This window comes from Mesorhizobium sp. M0037 (genome assembly GCF_040323635.1).
In the GTDB taxonomy this organism is placed as follows: Bacteria; Pseudomonadota; Alphaproteobacteria; order Rhizobiales; family Rhizobiaceae; genus Mesorhizobium.
In genome coordinates this window covers 594,755-612,498 of sequence record NZ_JAMYVB010000001.1, presented here as the reverse complement: position 1 = coordinate 612,498, position 17,744 = coordinate 594,755, and the positions used below count along the sequence as shown (strand labels likewise).

Below are 17,744 nucleotides of genomic sequence, written 5' to 3'. Positions count from 1 at the left end.
GAAGCCTGGCGTCCCATAGCCGCCGATTGCGGCAAAACGCAACGTGTGCGGCGCATAAACTTGTGCAGCGCTGCTGCAACGGCGCGGACGGCCTGATTGAGGCCGTCCGTGTCAGACGAAGCAAGGTTTCAGCCACGAGGCTGCAGCAGCGCCAGTGCGGCCGTCGCCGCGGCAAGGACGGCGGTTAGGGTCAAAGGCCCCGTAGCGCCATAGGTGTCCACGACATAACCGCCGATAACCGCACCGACGGTGATGGCAACCTGGAAGGAAGTGACCATCAGGCTGCCTGCTGCTTCCAGCGCATCAGGCGCCGCGCGGGACATATTGGTCGGCAGCACCACCGGCGCCATGCCGAAGGCGAAGCCCCACAGCGTAACAAAGCCGAAGGCAACGCCGGTTTGCGCGCCCCAAAGCACCAAAGCGAGTGCCGCAAACGCCATCAACGCGGCGGTTACTGCGAGGGCCATGTGGATGTTGGTGTCGGCCAGGCGGCCACCGGCAATATTGCCGATCACAGCGGCGATGCCGAACCCGAGCAGCGCCAGGGCAATCGGCCCGGTTGTGAGGAGCGTCACCTGTTCGAGGAACGGGCGCACATAGACCGAGCCGGCAAAATGCCCGGTCATCAGCAGAACAATGGCAAGCATGCCGAGTTGGATGCCACGCCGCCGTGTCAGCCGAAAGACGTCTGCAAGGCTGTTGCTTGCCGCCGCAGGCAAGGTCGGCAGGCTGAGAAGCTGCAGCAGCATGGCAAGCGCGGCCAGCCCCGCCGTCATGGCCATGGCGCTGCGCCATCCCAGCCAGTCACTGATCAACGCACCCATCGACGGCGCGGCAATGGTGGCGAGCGAGACGCCGAGGGTCACGATCGCCATGCCGCGACCTGTCGCATTGGCGCCAACCAGCCGCGCCACGACGGCAACGGAAAGTGCCCAGAAAGCGCTAAGAGCGATCCCCAACCCGGCCCGGCCCAGCAACAGCAGCCAGAAATTGGGCGCCAGCGCCGCAAGAATATTGGAACCGACCGCCAGGGCCATGAGGCCAACCAGCACCGCCTTGCGGTTCAATCGACCGATGAGAACATTGCTCAACATGGCCGTCACGGCGCCAACGGAAGCGGTGGCGGTGACGACCTGTCCGGCCGTTCCCTCGCTGATGCCGAGATCGCGCGCCATCGGCGTCAACAGACCTGCCGGCAAGAATTCGGCAGACACCAGGGCAAAGCTGGTGGCCGCCAATGAAAGGACCGCGAACCAGGTGGCCGCGCTCCACGCGGCTGGTGCATCGGCATCAAGGCCAATGGCGGCGTCTTCAAGCTGTAATGTTGTGTCAGTCACGGGAAGATCTCCACAGTTTGGAGATCTTAGATAGGCGAGTCCGCCCGGATGTTATGTACCTTAAAATCCGAAATTCATATCCATTCGTCCGGGAATTGTGCGGCGCACAACGCCTGGCGAGACATTGGTGATGCGCTTGAACGCGCGGGCGAAGGACGCCTCGGAATCATAGCCCAAACGGGTAGCGACTTCGGCAACAGACAAGCCGTTTTGGCCCAGCAATTCGCGGGCAAGCTGCATGCGCAGGCGGGCGAGATAATGTGCGGCGCCCTCCCCCAATACCGCGCTGAAGCGCTCGGCGAAAATCGAACGCGATTGGCCTGCCACGCCGGCCAGGCTTCCCAGCGTCCAGCTGTGGCCGGGGTCGCGATGCATGGCCGCCAGAGCGCGCCCTATATGGGGGTCGCGGATGGCTGCAAGCCAACCGATGGTCGAGGCGCCGTTGCAATTGACCCAGCAGCGTATGAGCCTGGCTGTCAGCAAATCCGCCATACGCGACAGGATGGTGGCGCTGCCCATCTGCGGTTGCGCGGCCTCCACCGTCATGGCCGCCAGCAAAGGGCCGACCATCGGGTCATTGCCGGCCACGTCGCAACCCTTGATGAGAGGCGGCATCAACGTGATCAACGGATTGAGCGCATAGGAGCCGAGAGACATGGAGCCGCAGAAAAGGGTGCTTGTCGCGCCCGTTCCCTGCCGTATCACTTCGCAAACGTTGCCGCCCAACTTGATCACCTGGCAGCCCTCGAGCGAATCGCCCACCACGTCCGGCGCACTCGCCAGCCGATGGGCGATGCCTTGCGGCAGCAGCACCAGATCGCCATCGCGCAACTCCTGCCAGCCTTGCGCTTCGGTGTGAATCCAGCATGGACCCTGGCCGACAAAGTGAAAACGAAGCAGTTGTTGTTGCGGAAAGTCTATGCTCCATGGGTGCCGGAGTTCGCAGCGGCCATAGTTGACGCCACTCAAGCGAAAGTCTTGCAGAACTTCGCTGAGCGCATCCATCGGGATATGTGGCAGCGGCGACGGCCGGGACGAATAATCAGGCATTTGCCAGATATAGATACCGGCCGTCCGACAGGCAAGCGCAGACTGTTCTTCCACGGGGGAATCGCTGCCACGGCACCCTACCCATTCTGGCAGGCTTCCCGCCCTTGCCTCCCGCTCCCAGTGCATGCAAGGAGTGCTGTCGGACACAGGGACATGAGGCATGGCAGCGGAAGCATCGGGCAGCGATCTCATTCAGGTGGTGGCGCTGCTTGCCGCAGGCGTCGTCGCCGTTCCGATCTTCAAACGCATGGGGCTGGGCTCGATCCTCGGCTATCTCGCCGCGGGCGTGGTCATCGGCCCGTTCGGTATTGGCATTTTTTCCGAATCGGAAGCCATCCTGCATGTCGCCGAACTCGGCGTGGTCATGTTCCTGTTCATCATCGGGCTGGAGATGCAGCCGTCGCGGCTATGGGGCCTGCGCCGCGAGATTTTCGGCCTCGGCGCGCTGCAGGTCGGCGTCTGCGCATTGCTGCTTACCGGTGTTGGTCTCGCCGGCGGCTTTCCGATCGCGCAATCCTTCGTTGCCGGCGCCGGCTTCGTCCTGACCTCGACGGCGATCGTCATGCAGCTTCTCGAAGAGCGTGGCGAGATGGCCAGCCCCAAGGGCCAGCGCATCGTGTCCATCCTGCTGCTCGAGGATCTGGCAATCGTGCCGCTTCTGGCGCTGGTCGCCTTCCTGGCGCCGGGCGGCGCCGAGATGACCCTGCAGCAGAGGCTGGCCGAAATCGGCATCGGTCTTGGCGCCATCGTCGGGCTGGTGGTGGCCGGCCGCTATCTGCTCAACCCGTTCTTCCGCATCCTGGCCGACGCCAAGGCGCGCGAAGTCATGACGGCGGCAGCACTTCTGGTCGTGCTGGGGTCGGCGCTGGTTATGCAGCTTTCCGGCCTCTCGATGGCGATGGGCGCCTTCCTGGCCGGCGTGCTGTTGTCGGAATCGACCTTCCGCCACCAGCTGGAGGCCGACGTCGAGCCATTCCGCGGCATCCTGCTTGGCCTGTTCTTCCTCGCCGTCGGCATGTCGCTCGACCTGCATGTGGTGGCCGACAACTGGCGGCTGATCGCCGTCTATGTCGTCGCCTACATGGCGATGAATGCGCTCGGCATCTATCTCGTCGCCCGCATGCTGAAGAGCGGTCATCGTGAAGCGCTGGAACGCGCCGTGATCATGGCGCAAGGCGGCGAATTCGCCTTCGTCCTCTATTCGGCCGCGGCGGCGGTTGGCATCATCGACAGCCGGGCCAACGCAACGCTGACCGCTATCATCATCATCTCCATGGTGCTGACGCCGCTGGCCATCATTGCGCTCAAATATTTGACGCCGCGCGACGAGCAGTCGCTTGAAGGCGTCGACATCGCCGACGGCCTTACCGGCAGTGTGCTGGTCATCGGCTTCGGCCGTTTCGGCCAGATCGCCAGCCAGCCGCTTTTGTTGCGCGGCATCGATGTGTCGATCATCGACAATGATGTCGAAATGATCCAGGCGGCCGCCGATTTCGGCTTCAAGGTCTATTATGGCGACGGCACGCGGCTCGACATTCTGCGCGCCGCAGGTGCAGGCCGCGCGCGCGCCGTGCTGATCTGCGTCGACAAGCCGGACGCCGCCGTGCGCATGGCGGAACTGATCAAGGCGGAGTTCCCGCTGCTGACCGTCCTGGCACGCGCGTACGATCGCGGCACCGCGCTCTCGCTCATCCGCGCCGGCGTCGACTTCCAACTGCGCGAGACCTTCGAATCGGCCCTCGTCTTCGGCGGTTCCGCGCTCGAGGTTTTGGGCGTCGAGCCGGAAGATGTCGCCGATGTCATCGAGGATGTGCGACGGCGCGACAATGCCCGACTGGAGACGCAGCTGGCCGAAGGCGTCCGCGCCGGGCAACGTTTCCTCAGGGGCAATACCGGCACGCCGATCCCGACGCCGCTGACGCAACCGCGCCGGCCCGGCCAGGCGCTGAACGAAGAGACGGCCGGCGTGCTGCACAAGCCGGAGCCCGCCGATCAGGGGGAAAGCTGATGACCGCATTGGATGAGCGCGCGCTCGCCGTCACAAAATTCTGGCGCGAGGCCGGCGAAGATGCGTGGTTCGAGAAGAACGACGCCTTCGACGCGAATTTCCGCAGCAGGTTTCTCGACCTGCACTTTGCCGCCGCGCGGCGCGAGTGCGACGCATGGTCGGAGCATGCCGAGGGTTCGCTGGCGCTGATGATCCTGCTCGACCAGTTTCCGCGCAACTGCTTTCGCGGCTCAGGCCATATGTACGCCACCGATCCGCTGGCAAGGCACTTTGCCGCCAAGGCGATTGCGGCAGGCCATGACCTTTCGCTGGAAGAAAACCTTCGCGTCTTCCTGTACCTGCCCTACGAACATTCGGAACTGCCCGCGGACCAGGACAAATCGGTCGAACTCACCACCGCCAGGGCGCCGAACTATGTGAAATACGCGGTCGAGCACCGCGACATAATCCAGCGCTTCGGCCGCTTTCCACATAGGAACAAGATGCTTGGCCGCGAGACGACGGCAGACGAACAGGCATTTCTCGATGGCGGCGGCTTCTCCGGTTAACCCAGCCACCAGTCGCGGCCGGAAGCCAGCCGCTCTATGCCTGACGTATCGACGGCGCTGAGCCGCTCGGTCACGCTCCTGCCGCCCACCGCCAGATCCGGCGCGATCTCTGCCAAGGGCGCCAGCACGAAGGCGCGCTCCAGCATCCTGGGATGCGGCACCTCCAGCCCGGTTTCGTGGATGATGCGGTCGCCGAACACCAATATGTCGATGTCGATCAGGCGCGGCCCCCAGCGCTCCTCGCGGATCCGCTTCAGCTTGCGCTCGGCCTCGAGGCAGAGGTCGAGCAGCGCCCTTGGCGCCAGCGCGGTCGAGATTTTGGCAGCGGCGTTGAGAAAATCCGGCTGGTCGAGCTTGCCCCAGGGCGGCGTGCGATAGAGCGAGGAGACGGCGATGACCCGCGTGTTCTCGTCGGCGTCCAGCAGGCGCACCGCCGTGGCCATCGAGGCCGAGGGATCGCCGAGATTGCCGCCAAGGCTGAGATAGACCGTGTTATTGTTACTCTGGCCAGACAACGGTCACCTCGACGTAATCGAGCACGCCGGGCACCGGTGCGTTGGGCTTGCGCACGGTGATCTCGGCCTTCCTGATCTGCGGAAACCGTGAAGTCAGTGCCTTCGCTACTTCGAGCGCCAGCGCCTCGATCAGGAAACGGCGATGTCCAGTGACGATCTTTTCAATCACCGTGAAGGCGATGCCGTAATTGACGGTGTCCTCGATGGAATCATCCTCCAGTGGGCGGCTGGGCTCGACCGTCAACTCGGCATCGACATAAAAACGCTGGCCAAGCGCCTCTTCCTCGTCCAGCACGCCGTGCCGGGCAAAGAAGGCGCAGTTCTTCATGCGGATGACGTACATTTCTTAGTGTCCTGGCATTTCTTGGTGTCCTGGGCTCAGCGTCCTGGCTTTTCACGCGCCAGCATAGCATCGGCGACGGCCAGTGCGTCCACGTTGATTGCGACATCGTGGACGCGAAACAGATCGGCGCCCTTCAGCCTCAGAATGACACTGGTGGCTGCCGTCCCGGCGGCGCGCGCGCCGGCTTCGCGGCCGGTGACGGTGCCGATGAAGCGTTTTCTGGAGGTGCCGGCCATCAAGGGAAAACCGAGCTCCTTAAGCTCGGAAAACCGCGCCATCAGGTCGAGGTTTTCCTCAGCCGTCTCCTTGGCGAAGCCGAAGCCGGCATCGAGTACGATATGATCGTCCGCAACGCCGCTGCGCCTGGCGATTTCCAGCGAAGCCTTGAGGAACAAAAACTGGTCGGCGATGACGTCGGGCAGTTTTTGCCGCTCGCGCCCGGTATGCATGATGACCAGTCCGGCGCCGGTCTCGGCGGCGACGCGGGCGATGCCGGGTTCACGCTGCAAGCCCCAGACATCGTTGACGATATGCGCACCGGCGGCGACGGCGAGGCGCGCGGTTTCCTCGCGATAGGTGTCGACCGACATCAGGGCTTCGCCTGAACCGGCAAGTGCTGCGATCACCGGCAGGATGCGGGCCTGCTCTTCTTCAGGCGTCACGGGCGAGGCGCCGGGGCGCGTCGATTCCCCGCCGATATCGACGACGGCGGCGCCTTCTTCCACCATGCGGTGCGCCTGCGCCACCGCCTGGTCAGGCGTGATGAACAGTCCGCCATCCGAAAAACTGTCGGGCGTGACGTTGAGAATGCCGACCACAATGGCTTTCTCGCCAAGGTCGAGATGGCACTTATGCGCCAGTTGCCATCGCCTTGTCGTCATTGTCCTTCAACCATGTGTCTCATTGGCATGTGGCTCATTGGCATGTGGCTCATCGAGCGCTTGCAATCCATCAACGATGCGTGATCGGTGGAAGATCAATTCCGTTGCGCCGGCAACGGCCGTAAAGCAAGGTGAGTGAAGAGGCAACATGATGAAACGACCCCTGCTCTGCGCCCTGATGCTGGCTTTGACCGTCCTGCCGGCGAATGCTGCCAATCTGGTGAAGACCTACAGCTATTTTGCCATCGGCGGCAGCACGCTCGATGACATCGAGACGCAATTGTCGAAGCATGGACCCGAGGTGAAAAGCACCGGGATGCGGCATCCAGGCGCCACCCAGATGGCGTTCACCACCCGCATCAGCTACGCGCAAACCGCAGACACCTGCCGCATCGCCAAGGCCGCCGTTACCGTCAAGGTCAAGGTCATCCTTCCGGAGTGGCGCAGGCCGCGCAAGGCCGATCCCGATGTCAGGCTGTTCTGGGACACCCTGTCGGCCGACATCAAGCGCCATGAGGAGCGTCATGTCGAGATCGCCAAGAACCACGGCCGATGCTCGAAGACGCGCTGAACGCGAGCTTTGCGCAAAAGACCTGCGCCGGGGCAAAGGCGAAGGCGGCGCAGATCACCGCGGCCGAACTCGCCAGGCATGACCAGGACCAATTGCGCTTCGACCGCGTGGAAGGCGTGAATTTCGAAAGCCGCATCCTGCGGCTGCTGCGCTACCGCATGCAGCGCGTCGAGAACGGCCAGCTTCCGCCCGGCTGAAACACGGCGATACCAAGCCAATTCTGCCGAAACATGAGGCCAGCCCCAGAAAATTTTCGGGCATAGGTCGAAATCGGCCTATACGGGACGACATATGTCAGGCTCGCAAGATATGTCAGGCTGGCAAGGCGCGAGCTTCGAAACACCAGATCAAGACCAATTGAGGCGGCGCGTAGCGGAGCGGCCATTTGGCGCCGCGCAATCGCTCTCAAACTTTATGGATGAAATGATATGGACCAGGCTGTCGACAAGCCGGCTAGGCTGCCTCCCGCCGCACCGCTGACGGAAAGCGAGAAGAACGTCATCATCGCCGGCATCCTTTTGTCGATGCTGTTGGCGGCGCTCGACCAGACAATCGTCGCGCCGGCCATGCCGACCATCGGGCGTTCGCTCGGCCATGCCGACTACCTGCCGTGGATCGTGACCGGCTATCTCCTGACGGCGACGGCCATGGCGCCGCTCTACGGCAAGATTTCCGACGTCTATGGCCGCCGGCCGACCGTCTATGCGGCGATCCTGATCTTCCTTCTGGGATCGCTGGTCAGCGCCATGGCCCCCAACATGTTCGTGTTGGTTGTCGGCCGGGCGATCCAGGGTGCGGGCGGCGGCGGCCTGTTCGCCCTGGCGCAGATCGTCATCGGCGACCTCGTGCCGCCGCGTGAACGCGCGCGTTATGCCGCCTGGATTTCGGGCACCTGGGCTGTCGCCAGCATCGCCGGGCCTTTGCTCGGCGGCGGATTTGCCGAACATCTGCATTGGTCGCTGATCTTCTGGATCAATATCCCGCTCGGCATCTTGGCCATGGCCATCATCAACAAGCCGCTGCGCAAACTGCCGGTCGCCGCAAAGCGGCATCGCATCGACGCGCCGGGCGCGCTGCTTCTGGTGGTGGCGACGGCATTGCTGCTTTTGGCCCTCAACTGGGGCGGCAGCGCCTATCCATGGGTCTCCCGCGAGATCGTCGGCCTGCTCGCCTGTTCGGCGGTCTTCTGGGGTGCGTTCGCGCTCAGGCTGATGCGTGCGGCCGAGCCGCTGATTGCGCTTGAAGTGCTGAGCAATCCGATCGTGCTTGCCGGCACGGCGTCGATGTTCCTGCTGCAGGCCGCCAATATCGGCCTGTCGGTGTACCTGCCGGTCTATCTGCAGTCGATCATCGGCCTGTCGGTCAGCCAGTCGGGCCTTGCCATGCTCGGCCTGCTGCTCGGAACGGTCGCCGGCGCGACCTTCAGCGGCCGCACGATACCGCGCTTCTTCCACTACAAGCGTATCGCCATGGTCGGCGTTCTCTTCGCCATTATCTGTCTTGGCGTGCTCAGCCTGGTCGCCGGCCGCGCCTCGCTGCTGGTGGTCGAGCTCTTGACCATCTGCATCGGCCTTGGAAGCGGCACCACCTTCCCGGTCGCCACCGTATCGGTGCAGAACGCCGTCGACCGCGCGCATCTCGGCGTTGCCACCGGCGTGCTGACCTTCCTGCGTTCGCTGGGCAGCGCGCTCGGCGTCGCCATGCTCGGCGCCGTCGCGCTCGGCTATGGCCTGCCGCTTGCCGGCGAAGGCGCGCCGGCTGCCGGACAGATCGTCTCGGCGACGCCCTTCATGATGATCTTCCTTGCCGCGGCCGTCACGCTCGTGCTGGCGCTGATGACGCTGGCGCTGATGCCGGAGAAGTCACTGCGCGGCCGCGACGAGGCCGAGGCGCCGGTCGTTCTGGTGGAGTGATCCGGAAAGCGCTGTAGGACCTACTCCACGACGCCGAGCTTCTTCTGCAGGCTGGTCGACGACGTCGTGTACTGGAAGACGATGCGCTCACCGGGGCTGATGATGCGCTTGGCGGCCTGCGCCATCAGCGCCACCTCGTGAAAACCCGACAGGATCAGCTTCAGCTTGCCTGGGTACCAGTTGATGTCGCCGACGGCAAAGATGCCTGGCACCGAAGTCTGGAATTTCTCGGTATCGACCGGGATGAGGTTCTCATGAAGGTTGAGCCCCCATTCGGCGATCGGGCCGAGCTTCATGGTCAGGCCGAAGAACGGCAGCATGCGCGTGCACGGCACCTCGATGTCGCCGTCAGGCCCGCCCTTGATGGTAGCAGAGGCCAGCTCGCCGTCGGCGCCGGTCAGGCCGCTCACCTGGCCGACCCGGAACTCCAGCTGCTTCATCTCCTGCATGGCATACATCTTGTTGACGCTGTCGGGCGCCGCCCTGAATTCCGCGCGCCGGTGGACCAGTGTCACGCTTTTTGCCACCGGCTGCAGGTTCAGCGTCCAGTCGAGTGCGGAATCGCCGCCGCCGACGATGACGAGGTCGTGGCCGCGGAATTCCTCCATACGGCGCACCGAATAGAAGACGCTCCTGCCCTCATAGGCCTCGATGCCGGGAATGGGCGGCCGTTTGGGCTGGAACGAGCCGCCACCGGCGGCGATCACCACCACCTTGGCTTCGAACACCTCGTTCTCGTCGGTGGTGACCCGAAATGAGCCGTCGTCAAGCTTTTCCAGGCTGGAGACCATGCGGTTGAAGGTAAAATCCGGCTTGAACGGGTGAATCTGCTCCAGCAGTCTGTCGACCAGCCCTTGCGCCGAGATCGAGGGCCAGCCTGGAATGTCGTAGATCGGCTTTTCCGGATAGAGTTCGGCGCATTGGCCGCCCGGTCGGTCGAGGATGTCGATCAGATGGCACTTCATGTCGAAGAGGCCAAGTTCGAACACGGCGAACAGGCCGACCGGACCCGCCCCGACGATGAGTGCGTCCGTCTTGATTACATCGGTCATGCCAGGCGAGCCTCATTGTCAGACTGGGGCGAAACTGGCGCGAGACTGCATGAGCATTGGCCCGCTGCCAAGCGGCGGCGGGAAAAATCAGATGGTACGGGAGATCAACCCTGGCGAGCCGGCACGCGCACGACGAGGCCGTCAAGCGCGTCGCGCACCTTGATCTGGCAGGACAGGCGCGAGTTCGGCTGGACGTCATAGGCAAAGTCCAGCATGTCCTCTTCCATCGCCTCCGGCGCGCCGACCTCGGCCGTCCAGGCTTCGTCGACATAGACATGGCAGGTCGCGCAGGCGCAGGCGCCGCCGCATTCTGCCTCGATGCCCGGCACCGCGCTACGGATCGCATTCTCCATGACGGTCGAGCCGTTTTCGGCCTCGACATCGAAAGGAGTGCCGTCATGGGCAATGAAGGTCAGCTTGGTCATTTGTCACCTGAAGGGAGTCCCAGCCGAGATAATCACTCCACCGGACAAGTCAACTGCGGCGCGAAAGCGCCGCTTTGTGACGTTTTTTCGGAAAGCTGGCCAAAGCACGCCCTGGCCCCGTCGATTCATCCCGGTGGCCGCTGCCGAGCGGCAGCCATTACCGGCTGATGGCGGCGATGAAATCGCGCACTTCCTCGATCAGGGTGCCGAGGCGCTTGAGGATGCGCGCATCTTCCGGCTGCTGTTCGATCGAGGTGGCGCAGTCGGCGATGGCAAAGGCGCCGACCCCGCGCGCCGAACCTTTCAGCCCATGCGCCAGAAGCAGTCGCTCCCTGACATCGGCATCGACTATTCTGTCGCGGACGGAAAGCGCCTGCTGTACGAACAGCGCCAATACCTCCTGTTCGAGGGCGCGATCGCCCATTGTCTGACGGGCCAGATGGGCCAGATCCACTGGGCGCGAACGGGCCGGTCCCGACGCATCGCCGCCCGGCATTGAGAAGGCAATGCCGCTTTCACCGCGTACCAATTTGAAACTCCTTGTGCCGATCGCCGAAAAAACTAGGCGATTTCCGTCGCCAACGCGTTAATGAATGGGCTGGAAAATTGTTGCCGCTGAGGCGGTTAGATCACGTTGTCGTTAACCTTATATTTAAAGTTTTACGTATCTCGCGGAATGCATGTTTTCTTTACCCCTGTGTGTCATTACGATACGAAGGTCCATTTTCAGCCTCCTGCGTGGGATAAGACGAGCCAGAATCAGGCAAAAATAAGAAGTCCCTCGGCAGCTAGTACAGGGTAGCGAAGGCATGGCGAAGAAACCAACGACGACCAGAACTCTCGACAGCGACGTAGCCAGGGAACTCGAAAAGGCACTAGACCTCGATCTCAGCGGAGACGGCAGCGGCGATCTCGATATCGCGGCGTCGATGGAAGATCTGGAAGCGCAGATATCGCAGGCCGCGGACGAACTGGCGCGCGAAGGCCGCCCCCAGAAGCCCGCCCCCGCTCAAAACGCGCCCGTCCAACAAAACCAGAGTGCGAAGCCGGCAGCCAAGCCCGCCGAGCTGCGCCCGGTCGAATCGCGCAACAGCGCTCAGCCAGCCGGCTTCAAGCCGGCAAACGATGACCGCCAGAAAGATTACAAGACGCTGCTGCACAGCCTCAACCGGCGCGCGTCGAGCACGATCTATTGGGTCGTGGCGTTCGTGTCGCTGGCCTGGATCGCCGGCGCCGGCGGCCTCGCCAATCTGCTGTTTGGCCCCAGCATCTGGAAAATTCGTACGTTCGATCAAATCCTGGCCCGCCCTGAACTGATCGGCCTGGCGATCGCGGCAATCATACCGGTCGTCCTGTTTTGGGCCTTCGCGGCGATGATCCGCCGCGCGCAGGAAATGCGCATTGCCGCGCAGTCGATGACGGAGGTGGCTTTCCGCTTGGCGGAGCCGGAAAACCTCGCCCAAGACCGCGTGATGATGATCGGCCAGGCCGTTCGCCGTGAAGTGGCGGCGATGGGCGAAGGCATTGAGCGCACGCTGGCGCGCGCCGTCGAGCTCGAAACGCTGGTCCACAGCGAGGTCAACCAGATCGAACGCTCCTATTCGGAGAATGAATCGCGCATCCGGTCGCTGGTCGACGGGCTGGGCAGCGAGCGCGAAGCCGTCGTCACTCATGCCGAGCGCGTGCGCGCCTCGATCACCGGCGCGCATGAAACGCTGAAGGACGAGATCGGCGCCGCCTCCGACATTATTCGCGACTCTATCCTCAACGCGTCGACCAAGCTGTCGATGACGATCACGAATTCCGGCGACACGCTGATCGACCGCATCAATGAAAGCTCGATGTCGATCTTCGATTCCGTCGAAACCCGGCTGGATTCAATCACCGACAGGCTGTCGACATCGGGCGAAGCCTTTGCTTCGCTGCTCGACACCCGCATCGCCAAGCTGACGGACACCACAGACGGCCTGACCCGGTCGCTGACCGACCTGCTCGACGACCGCACCACCGGTATGGTGTCGCTGCTCGGCGGCGCCGCCCGCACCCTGAGCTCGGAATTCGAGTCCAGCCTGAACGGCATCGAGCGGACGCTGGCCGAGCGCGGCCAGGCGCTGATCAGCGAATTCCAGACCCGCGCCGAAGCACTCGATACCGGCACGCAGAAGCTCAACGCCGCGCTCGAGGCGCGCGCCCGCCAGATCAACGAAACGCTGGTCGAGCGCGCCCGCGAGATCGCCCACACCTTTGCCGAGAGCAAGGATCATTTGTCGGCGATGATCGATCAGGGCAAGACCCAGATCGGCGCCGACATGGCCGACATCGTCTCGTCGACCTCGTCGATGCTCGAAGCCCGCGCCAGCGATTTCGCCGGCCGCATGGAAGCCGCCCGCCATGTCGTGTCGCGCTCCTTCGACACCGACATCCAGCGTCTTGCCGATGCCCGTGTCGGCATCGAGGACGCCGTCGAAAACCACAGCCGCAAGCTGTCCGAAAGCCGCGAACGCATGGCGGCTGCCATGCAGGCGGACCTGGCGAAGTTCGCCGAGGGCCGTGCCGGCATCGATGCGGCCGTAACCAACCAGGTGCAGAAGCTGGCCGAAGGCCGCAACCTGATCTCGCGCGCCCTGGAAGAGGATCTGCGCAAGGTCAACGAGTCGCGCGCCGCCATCGACGCGTCGCTGGGCAGCCATCTCGAGCGGCTTGAAGAAGGCCGCAACCGGCTCAACCAGGCTTTGCATGAAGACTCCGGAAAACTTGTGCAAGCCCGTACGATCATCGACGAAATGGTCGCCGGACATGTCGGTAAACTGGCCGAAGGCCGCAACATTCTGTCGCGCGCCCTGGAAGCCGATCTCGGCAAGCTCGCCGACAGCCGCGCCTCGATTGACGGGCTGGTCGCCGGCCAGGTTGAAAAGATCGCCGAAGGCCGCGCCATCCTGACCAAGGCGCTCGAAAACGACATTATCGGCATCAAGGGCGTGATCGAGAACCACTCGGCGAAACTGGCCGAGGACCGCACCGAACTCAGCAAGGCGCTGGAGAACGACCTATCCGGCATCAGGGGCCTGCTCTCCGACCATTCGAGCCGGCTTGCCGACGATCGTGGCCTGTTGTCACAGACGCTCGAGGCCGACCTCGCCAAGCTCGCCGAGAGCCGGTCGAGCATCGACGGGCTGGTCGCCGGCCAGGTCGAGAAGCTGGCCGAGGGCCGCGATATCCTCAAGCGCGCGCTCGAAGCCGACCTCAACACCATCAAGGGTGCCATCGCGGATCATTCCGACAAGGTGGCGGACGAGCGCGGTCAGCTTTCCAAGGCATTGGAGGCCGACCTGCAAAATGTGAACAGCCTGATCGCCGACCACTCGAACCGGCTTGTCCAGGATCGTTCGACGCTATCCCAGGCGCTTAAGGATGACCTTCAGAACGTGAACAGCCTGATCACCGACCACTCGAGCCGGCTTGTCCAGGATCGTTCGACGCTATCTCAGGCGCTTGACGACGATTTGCACAATGTCAGCGGCATCATGGCCGATCATCAAAACAGGCTCGTCCAGGACCGTTCGGCGCTCTCAAAGGCACTGGAAGACGACATCGCCAAGCTGGCGGAGAGCCGCTCCAACATCGATGGGCTGGTCGCCGGACAGGTCGAGAAGCTCGCCGAGGGCCGCGACATCCTCACACGGGCGCTCGAAGCCGATCTCAATGCGATCAGGAGCGCCATTGCCGACCAGTCGCAGAAGCTGAGCGAAAACCGTGGCGAGTTCGCACGGGTGCTGGAAGCGGATTTGGAAAATGTCAACAGCCTGATCGAGGGTCACAGCGACAAGCTCGTCCGGGATCGCGCGACGCTGTCGAAGGCTCTCGAGGACGACCTCGCCAAGCTGGCCGAGAGCCGGTCGAGCATCGACGGACTGGTCGCAGGCCAGGTCGAGAAGCTGGCCGAGGGGCGAGACATCCTGAAACGTGCGCTGGAAGCCGACCTGCAGAAGCTGTCGGCAAGCCGCGGTGAGGTTGACGACATCATCGCCGGCCATGTCGGCAAGCTGGCCGAAGGCCGCAACATGTTGACCCAGGCGCTGGAAGACGATCTGGCAAAGCTCGCCGACATTCGTAAGGATGTCGACCGCTCGCTGTCGGGCCATATCGACCAGATTGCCGGCAGAAGCACCGATATCTCGGCGGCAATCGCTGCCGATGTCGAGAAAATCGAGCAGGCCTTCAGCAAGCAGACCGGCATCATCGAAGAGCGCGCCGGAACCATGGAGCGCGCGTTGTCGGTGGGTGTCGACAATGTCCGCAGCGTGCTTGAAAAGAGCGCCGTCTTCGTTGCCGGCGCGCTCCGTGAGAAGGTGATGGAAGTCACCAGCGCGCTGCACGAACAGGCCGGTGCTGCCTTCAGTGATGCCGACCGCAAGATCGCCGAGCGTGCCGAGCAGACCTCGGCCGCCCTTTTGGCCCGGGCCGAGGACATCGCCCGGACCTTCGAGGACGCGGATCGCCGTCTGCACGCCCGTGCCGAGGACACATCGAGCGCCCTGCTTGCTCGCGCCGAGGATACGACGAATGCCTTGCTTGCTCGCGCCGAAGACACGACGAGCGTGCTGCTTGCCCGGCATGACGAGACGTCGAACTCGCTGCTCGCCCGCGCCGAAGAAACGGCCGGACGGCTGGCTGCCCGCGCCGGCGAGATCGCCGGCACGTTCGACGCCGCCGACCAGAAGCTGGTCGCCCGCGCGGTCGAGACGGCGCAGTCGCTGGCCGACCGCGCCGGCGACATCCTGCGTAACTTCGAGGGTGCCGACCAGCGGCTGAGCATGCGCATCGGCGAATCCGCCGAAGCGCTGGCCGCCCGCGCCTCGGACCTTGGCCGCATCTTCGACGCCGCCGACCAACAGCTGATCTCGCGCATCGCCGAGGGTTCGGACGCGCTGTCAGCCCGCGCCACCGAGATCAGCCGCATCTTCGACGAGGCCGATCACCGCCTGGTGTCGCGCATCGCCGACTCCACTTCGACGATCGGCGAGCATGCCGACAACATCGTCGGCGCCTTCGCCAGCACCGAGCAGCGTGTTGCCGAACGTGCACGCCAGACCGGCCAGGAACTTGCCGTCCACGCCCGCGAGATGGAGCAGGCTCTTGCCGGCGCCGATGAGCGGCTGGCCGCGAGCGTTGCGTCCGCAGCTTCGCGCGTCGAGGAACAGGTCGCCAACGTCGAGAACCGCCTTCTTTATACGACGGAGACGATGGGCCAGAAGCTCAACGAGCAGGTTTCCAGCGCAGAAGCTCAGCTGATCTCGCGCGCCAACACGATTGCGGAGACTTTTACCGCGGTCGGCCAGCACATCGGCCAAAGCACCAACGACGCTGCCAAGACAATCGGCACCAATACCCGCGAGCTCAACACGATGCTGGCGGCGCGTTCGGCCGAGATGGCGAAGATCCTGGACGAAACCGCGCGGCCGCTGGTCGAGCGCTTCGCCCAGGGCGGCTCGGAACTGCAAAAGAGCATGGAAGAGGTCACCGAACGCGCGACCGAGAAGCTGCGCAGCGAAAATGCCGCCCTCGTCAACGCGCTCGCCAGCCGCACCGCCGAAACGCTGTCGGCCGTCGAAGGCGCGCGCTCGTCGCTCGCCGATAGCGTCGCCGACCTCATCGGCCGCATGAGCGTCTCCAGCTCGCAGCTTGGTGAGCTGATCGAACAGGCGGCGATCAACCTCGGCCAGGTTGACGAACGTCTGAGCGGCAGCACGCAAAGCTTCGCGGCAACCACCGAAAAGGCCGCGCAGACCTTCGCCAGCTCGGCACGCCTGGTCGATTCGAACACGACGCGGCTTACCGAACTGTCGTCGTCGACCCTGCGCGAAGTGGCCTCGATCGCCACCAAGTTCGACGAGCACAGCCGCTTGCTGTCCTCGGCTTCGGATCTGTTGAGCTCGGCGCAGAGCAATCTGGAGCACACGCTTGAGCGGCAATCGTCGCTCGAAGATCTCGCCGTCGGCCTGGTCAAGAAGTCGGAAGACCTCGAGAAGGTGATGCGTTCGTTCGAAAACCTTGTCGGCCAGACGATGCAGAATGCCGAAGGCAAGACGCTGGCATCAGCCGACAAGATCCGCATCGCCATAACGGAAGTGGTCGATTCGGCAACCAGCCGGTTCGCCGATGCGACCGAGGAGATGCGGCGCACCGCAAGCTCGATCAAGAGCGAGCTCGACCTCACCCGCGCCGAGCTCAAGAAGGGCGTCATCGAGATGCCGGAAGAGGCCAAGGAATCGACCTCGGCGATCCGCCGTGCCGTTGCCGAGCAGATCAACGCGCTCAAGGAACTTTCGGACATCGTTGCGAAATCGGGACGCGGCGGCGACAATGCCGAACCGCGCGCCCTGCGCCCGGCGCCGCAGGCGCCAGTGCAGCGCCCGGCCGAGCCGGTACGCCGCCCGCCGCCGGCGCCACAGCCGGAGCGCCCTGCTCCGCAGGCGCCGCTCGGCGGCCTGCGTGGCACGCTCGATATCGAACGCCCTGCCGAAGCACCGCGCCAGCGCGACGCCAACGCCCGCACGCCGCAAGGCGGGTGGGTGCGCGATCTCCTGACCGGGGCATCGCGCGAGGAGGAAGTCGCCAGGCCGGCAGCGCCCGCGGAAGCACCGCGCGCAACTCCCGCCCAGCGCTCGCCGCTGCATGTCATGGAGTCGCTCAACTCGCTCTCGGTCGATATCGCCCGGGCGATCGACCACGACGCCTCGATCGAGCTGTGGAACCGCTACCGGCGCGGCGAGCGTGACGTGTTCACGCGCCGCCTCTACACGCTCAAGGGCCAGCAGACCTTTGACGAAATCCGCCGCAAATATCAGGCAGAGGCGGAGTTCCGCGCCGCTGTCGACCGCTACTGCGACGATTTCGAGAAGCTGCTCAAGGACGTCTCGCGCAACGACCGCGACAACATCATGGCGCAGACCTACCTGACGTCGGACACCGGCAAGGTCTACACCATGCTGGCCCATGCGAGCGGCCGTTTGCACTGATTGAGGCGACACCACAGACACAGAAAAGGCGGGAAGTTCCCGCCTTTTCTGTGTGCAAAATGTCGGTCTGCGCTGCCCTTTA

General features: G+C 63.9%; 12 protein-coding genes and 1 pseudogene. 5 read left to right on the top strand and 8 right to left on the bottom strand.

The genetic code is table 11. The features are described 5' to 3' along the window. Positions 1-128: 128 nt before the first annotated feature. Positions 129-1,337, bottom strand: coding sequence for an MFS transporter (locus tag NKJ78_RS03150; protein ID WP_352459400.1), 1,209 nt, complete (start codon positions 1,335-1,337; stop codon positions 129-131). A gap of 60 nt (positions 1,338-1,397) precedes the next feature. Next, positions 1,398-2,387 (bottom strand): AraC family transcriptional regulator, encoded by a 990-nt coding sequence (locus NKJ78_RS03145; RefSeq protein WP_023688656.1) that lies wholly within the window; start codon positions 2,385-2,387, stop codon positions 1,398-1,400. 160 nt (positions 2,388-2,547) lie between these two features. Between NKJ78_RS03145 and NKJ78_RS03140 the strand changes: the two genes are divergently transcribed. Then, positions 2,548-4,395, top strand: coding sequence for a monovalent cation:proton antiporter-2 (CPA2) family protein (locus NKJ78_RS03140; RefSeq protein WP_352562339.1), 1,848 nt, complete (start codon positions 2,548-2,550; stop codon positions 4,393-4,395). Continuing rightward, the gene (locus NKJ78_RS03135; RefSeq protein WP_352459402.1) at positions 4,395-4,943 is read left to right on the top strand and encodes a DUF924 family protein; all 549 of its coding nucleotides are present in this window, start codon (positions 4,395-4,397) and stop codon (positions 4,941-4,943) included. The genes NKJ78_RS03140 and NKJ78_RS03135 overlap by 1 nt, the downstream gene beginning before the upstream one ends. Here the strand turns inward: NKJ78_RS03135 and folK are convergent. From folK to folP, 3 genes are read right to left on the bottom strand one after another with little or no spacing between them, the layout of a single operon-like run. Continuing rightward, positions 4,940-5,458, bottom strand: a complete 519-nt coding sequence (folK, locus tag NKJ78_RS03130; protein ID WP_352459403.1) for a 2-amino-4-hydroxy-6-hydroxymethyldihydropteridine diphosphokinase — start codon at positions 5,456-5,458, stop codon at positions 4,940-4,942. The two genes, NKJ78_RS03135 and folK, sit on opposite strands and share 4 nt — an antisense overlap. Further along, positions 5,442-5,801, bottom strand: coding sequence for a dihydroneopterin aldolase (folB, locus tag NKJ78_RS03125; protein WP_023673502.1), 360 nt, complete (start codon positions 5,799-5,801; stop codon positions 5,442-5,444). The genes folK and folB overlap by 17 nt, the downstream gene beginning before the upstream one ends. A gap of 35 nt (positions 5,802-5,836) precedes the next feature. Continuing rightward, positions 5,837-6,682, bottom strand: a complete 846-nt coding sequence (gene folP, locus NKJ78_RS03120) for a dihydropteroate synthase (RefSeq protein WP_352459404.1) — start codon at positions 6,680-6,682, stop codon at positions 5,837-5,839. Between the two features lie 148 nt (positions 6,683-6,830). Between folP and NKJ78_RS03115 the strand changes: the two are divergent. Both NKJ78_RS03115 and NKJ78_RS03110 read left to right on the top strand, forming a co-directional pair. Further along, a pseudogene (locus NKJ78_RS03115) lies at positions 6,831-7,450 on the top strand (DUF922 domain-containing Zn-dependent protease). Between the two features lie 231 nt (positions 7,451-7,681). After that, positions 7,682-9,166: an MDR family MFS transporter gene (locus NKJ78_RS03110; RefSeq protein ID WP_352459405.1), complete on the top strand. Its 1,485-nt coding sequence runs from the start codon at positions 7,682-7,684 to the stop codon at positions 9,164-9,166. Between the two features lie 20 nt (positions 9,167-9,186). Here the strand turns inward: NKJ78_RS03110 and NKJ78_RS03105 are convergent, their stop codons facing one another. The 3 genes from NKJ78_RS03105 to NKJ78_RS03095 form a co-directional block, all read right to left on the bottom strand. Further along, the gene (locus tag NKJ78_RS03105) at positions 9,187-10,218 is read right to left on the bottom strand and encodes an NAD(P)/FAD-dependent oxidoreductase (protein WP_023673506.1); all 1,032 of its coding nucleotides are present in this window, start codon (positions 10,216-10,218) and stop codon (positions 9,187-9,189) included. 104 nt (positions 10,219-10,322) lie between these two features. Beyond that, on the bottom strand, positions 10,323-10,643 hold the full coding sequence (locus tag NKJ78_RS03100; RefSeq protein ID WP_352562338.1) for a 2Fe-2S iron-sulfur cluster-binding protein: 321 nt from the start codon (positions 10,641-10,643) through the stop codon (positions 10,323-10,325). Between the two features lie 157 nt (positions 10,644-10,800). Beyond that, positions 10,801-11,139 carry an Hpt domain-containing protein gene (locus tag NKJ78_RS03095; RefSeq protein WP_023688665.1) on the bottom strand — a complete coding sequence of 113 codons (339 nt, stop codon included), beginning with the start codon at positions 11,137-11,139 and terminating at the stop codon, positions 10,801-10,803. 313 nt (positions 11,140-11,452) lie between these two features. On the opposite strand from NKJ78_RS03095, the gene NKJ78_RS03090 reads away from it, so the two are divergent. Continuing rightward, complete coding sequence (locus NKJ78_RS03090; RefSeq protein ID WP_352562337.1) at positions 11,453-17,662, top strand: kinesin; 6,210 nt, start codon at positions 11,453-11,455, stop codon at positions 17,660-17,662. Positions 17,663-17,744: the final 82 nt, after the last annotated feature.

Excerpts from the sequence above, each read along its gene's own strand:
- NKJ78_RS03145 (WP_023688656.1), bottom strand. The coding sequence starts at position 2,387 with ATGCCTGATTATTCGTCCCGGCCGTCGCCGCTGCCACATATCCCGATG.
- NKJ78_RS03140 (WP_352562339.1), top strand. The coding sequence starts at position 2,548 with ATGGCAGCGGAAGCATCGGGCAGCGATCTCATTCAGGTGGTGGCGCTG.
- NKJ78_RS03135 (WP_352459402.1), top strand. The coding sequence starts at position 4,395 with ATGACCGCATTGGATGAGCGCGCGCTCGCCGTCACAAAATTCTGGCGC.
- folB (WP_023673502.1), bottom strand. The coding sequence starts at position 5,801 with ATGTACGTCATCCGCATGAAGAACTGCGCCTTCTTTGCCCGGCACGGC.
- folP (WP_352459404.1), bottom strand. The coding sequence starts at position 6,682 with ATGACGACAAGGCGATGGCAACTGGCGCATAAGTGCCATCTCGACCTT.
- NKJ78_RS03110 (WP_352459405.1), top strand. The coding sequence starts at position 7,682 with ATGGACCAGGCTGTCGACAAGCCGGCTAGGCTGCCTCCCGCCGCACCG.
- NKJ78_RS03105 (WP_023673506.1), bottom strand. The coding sequence starts at position 10,218 with ATGACCGATGTAATCAAGACGGACGCACTCATCGTCGGGGCGGGTCCG.
- NKJ78_RS03100 (WP_352562338.1), bottom strand. The coding sequence starts at position 10,643 with ATGACCAAGCTGACCTTCATTGCCCATGACGGCACTCCTTTCGATGTC.
- NKJ78_RS03095 (WP_023688665.1), bottom strand. The coding sequence starts at position 11,139 with ATGCCGGGCGGCGATGCGTCGGGACCGGCCCGTTCGCGCCCAGTGGAT.
- NKJ78_RS03090 (WP_352562337.1), top strand. The coding sequence starts at position 11,453 with ATGGCGAAGAAACCAACGACGACCAGAACTCTCGACAGCGACGTAGCC.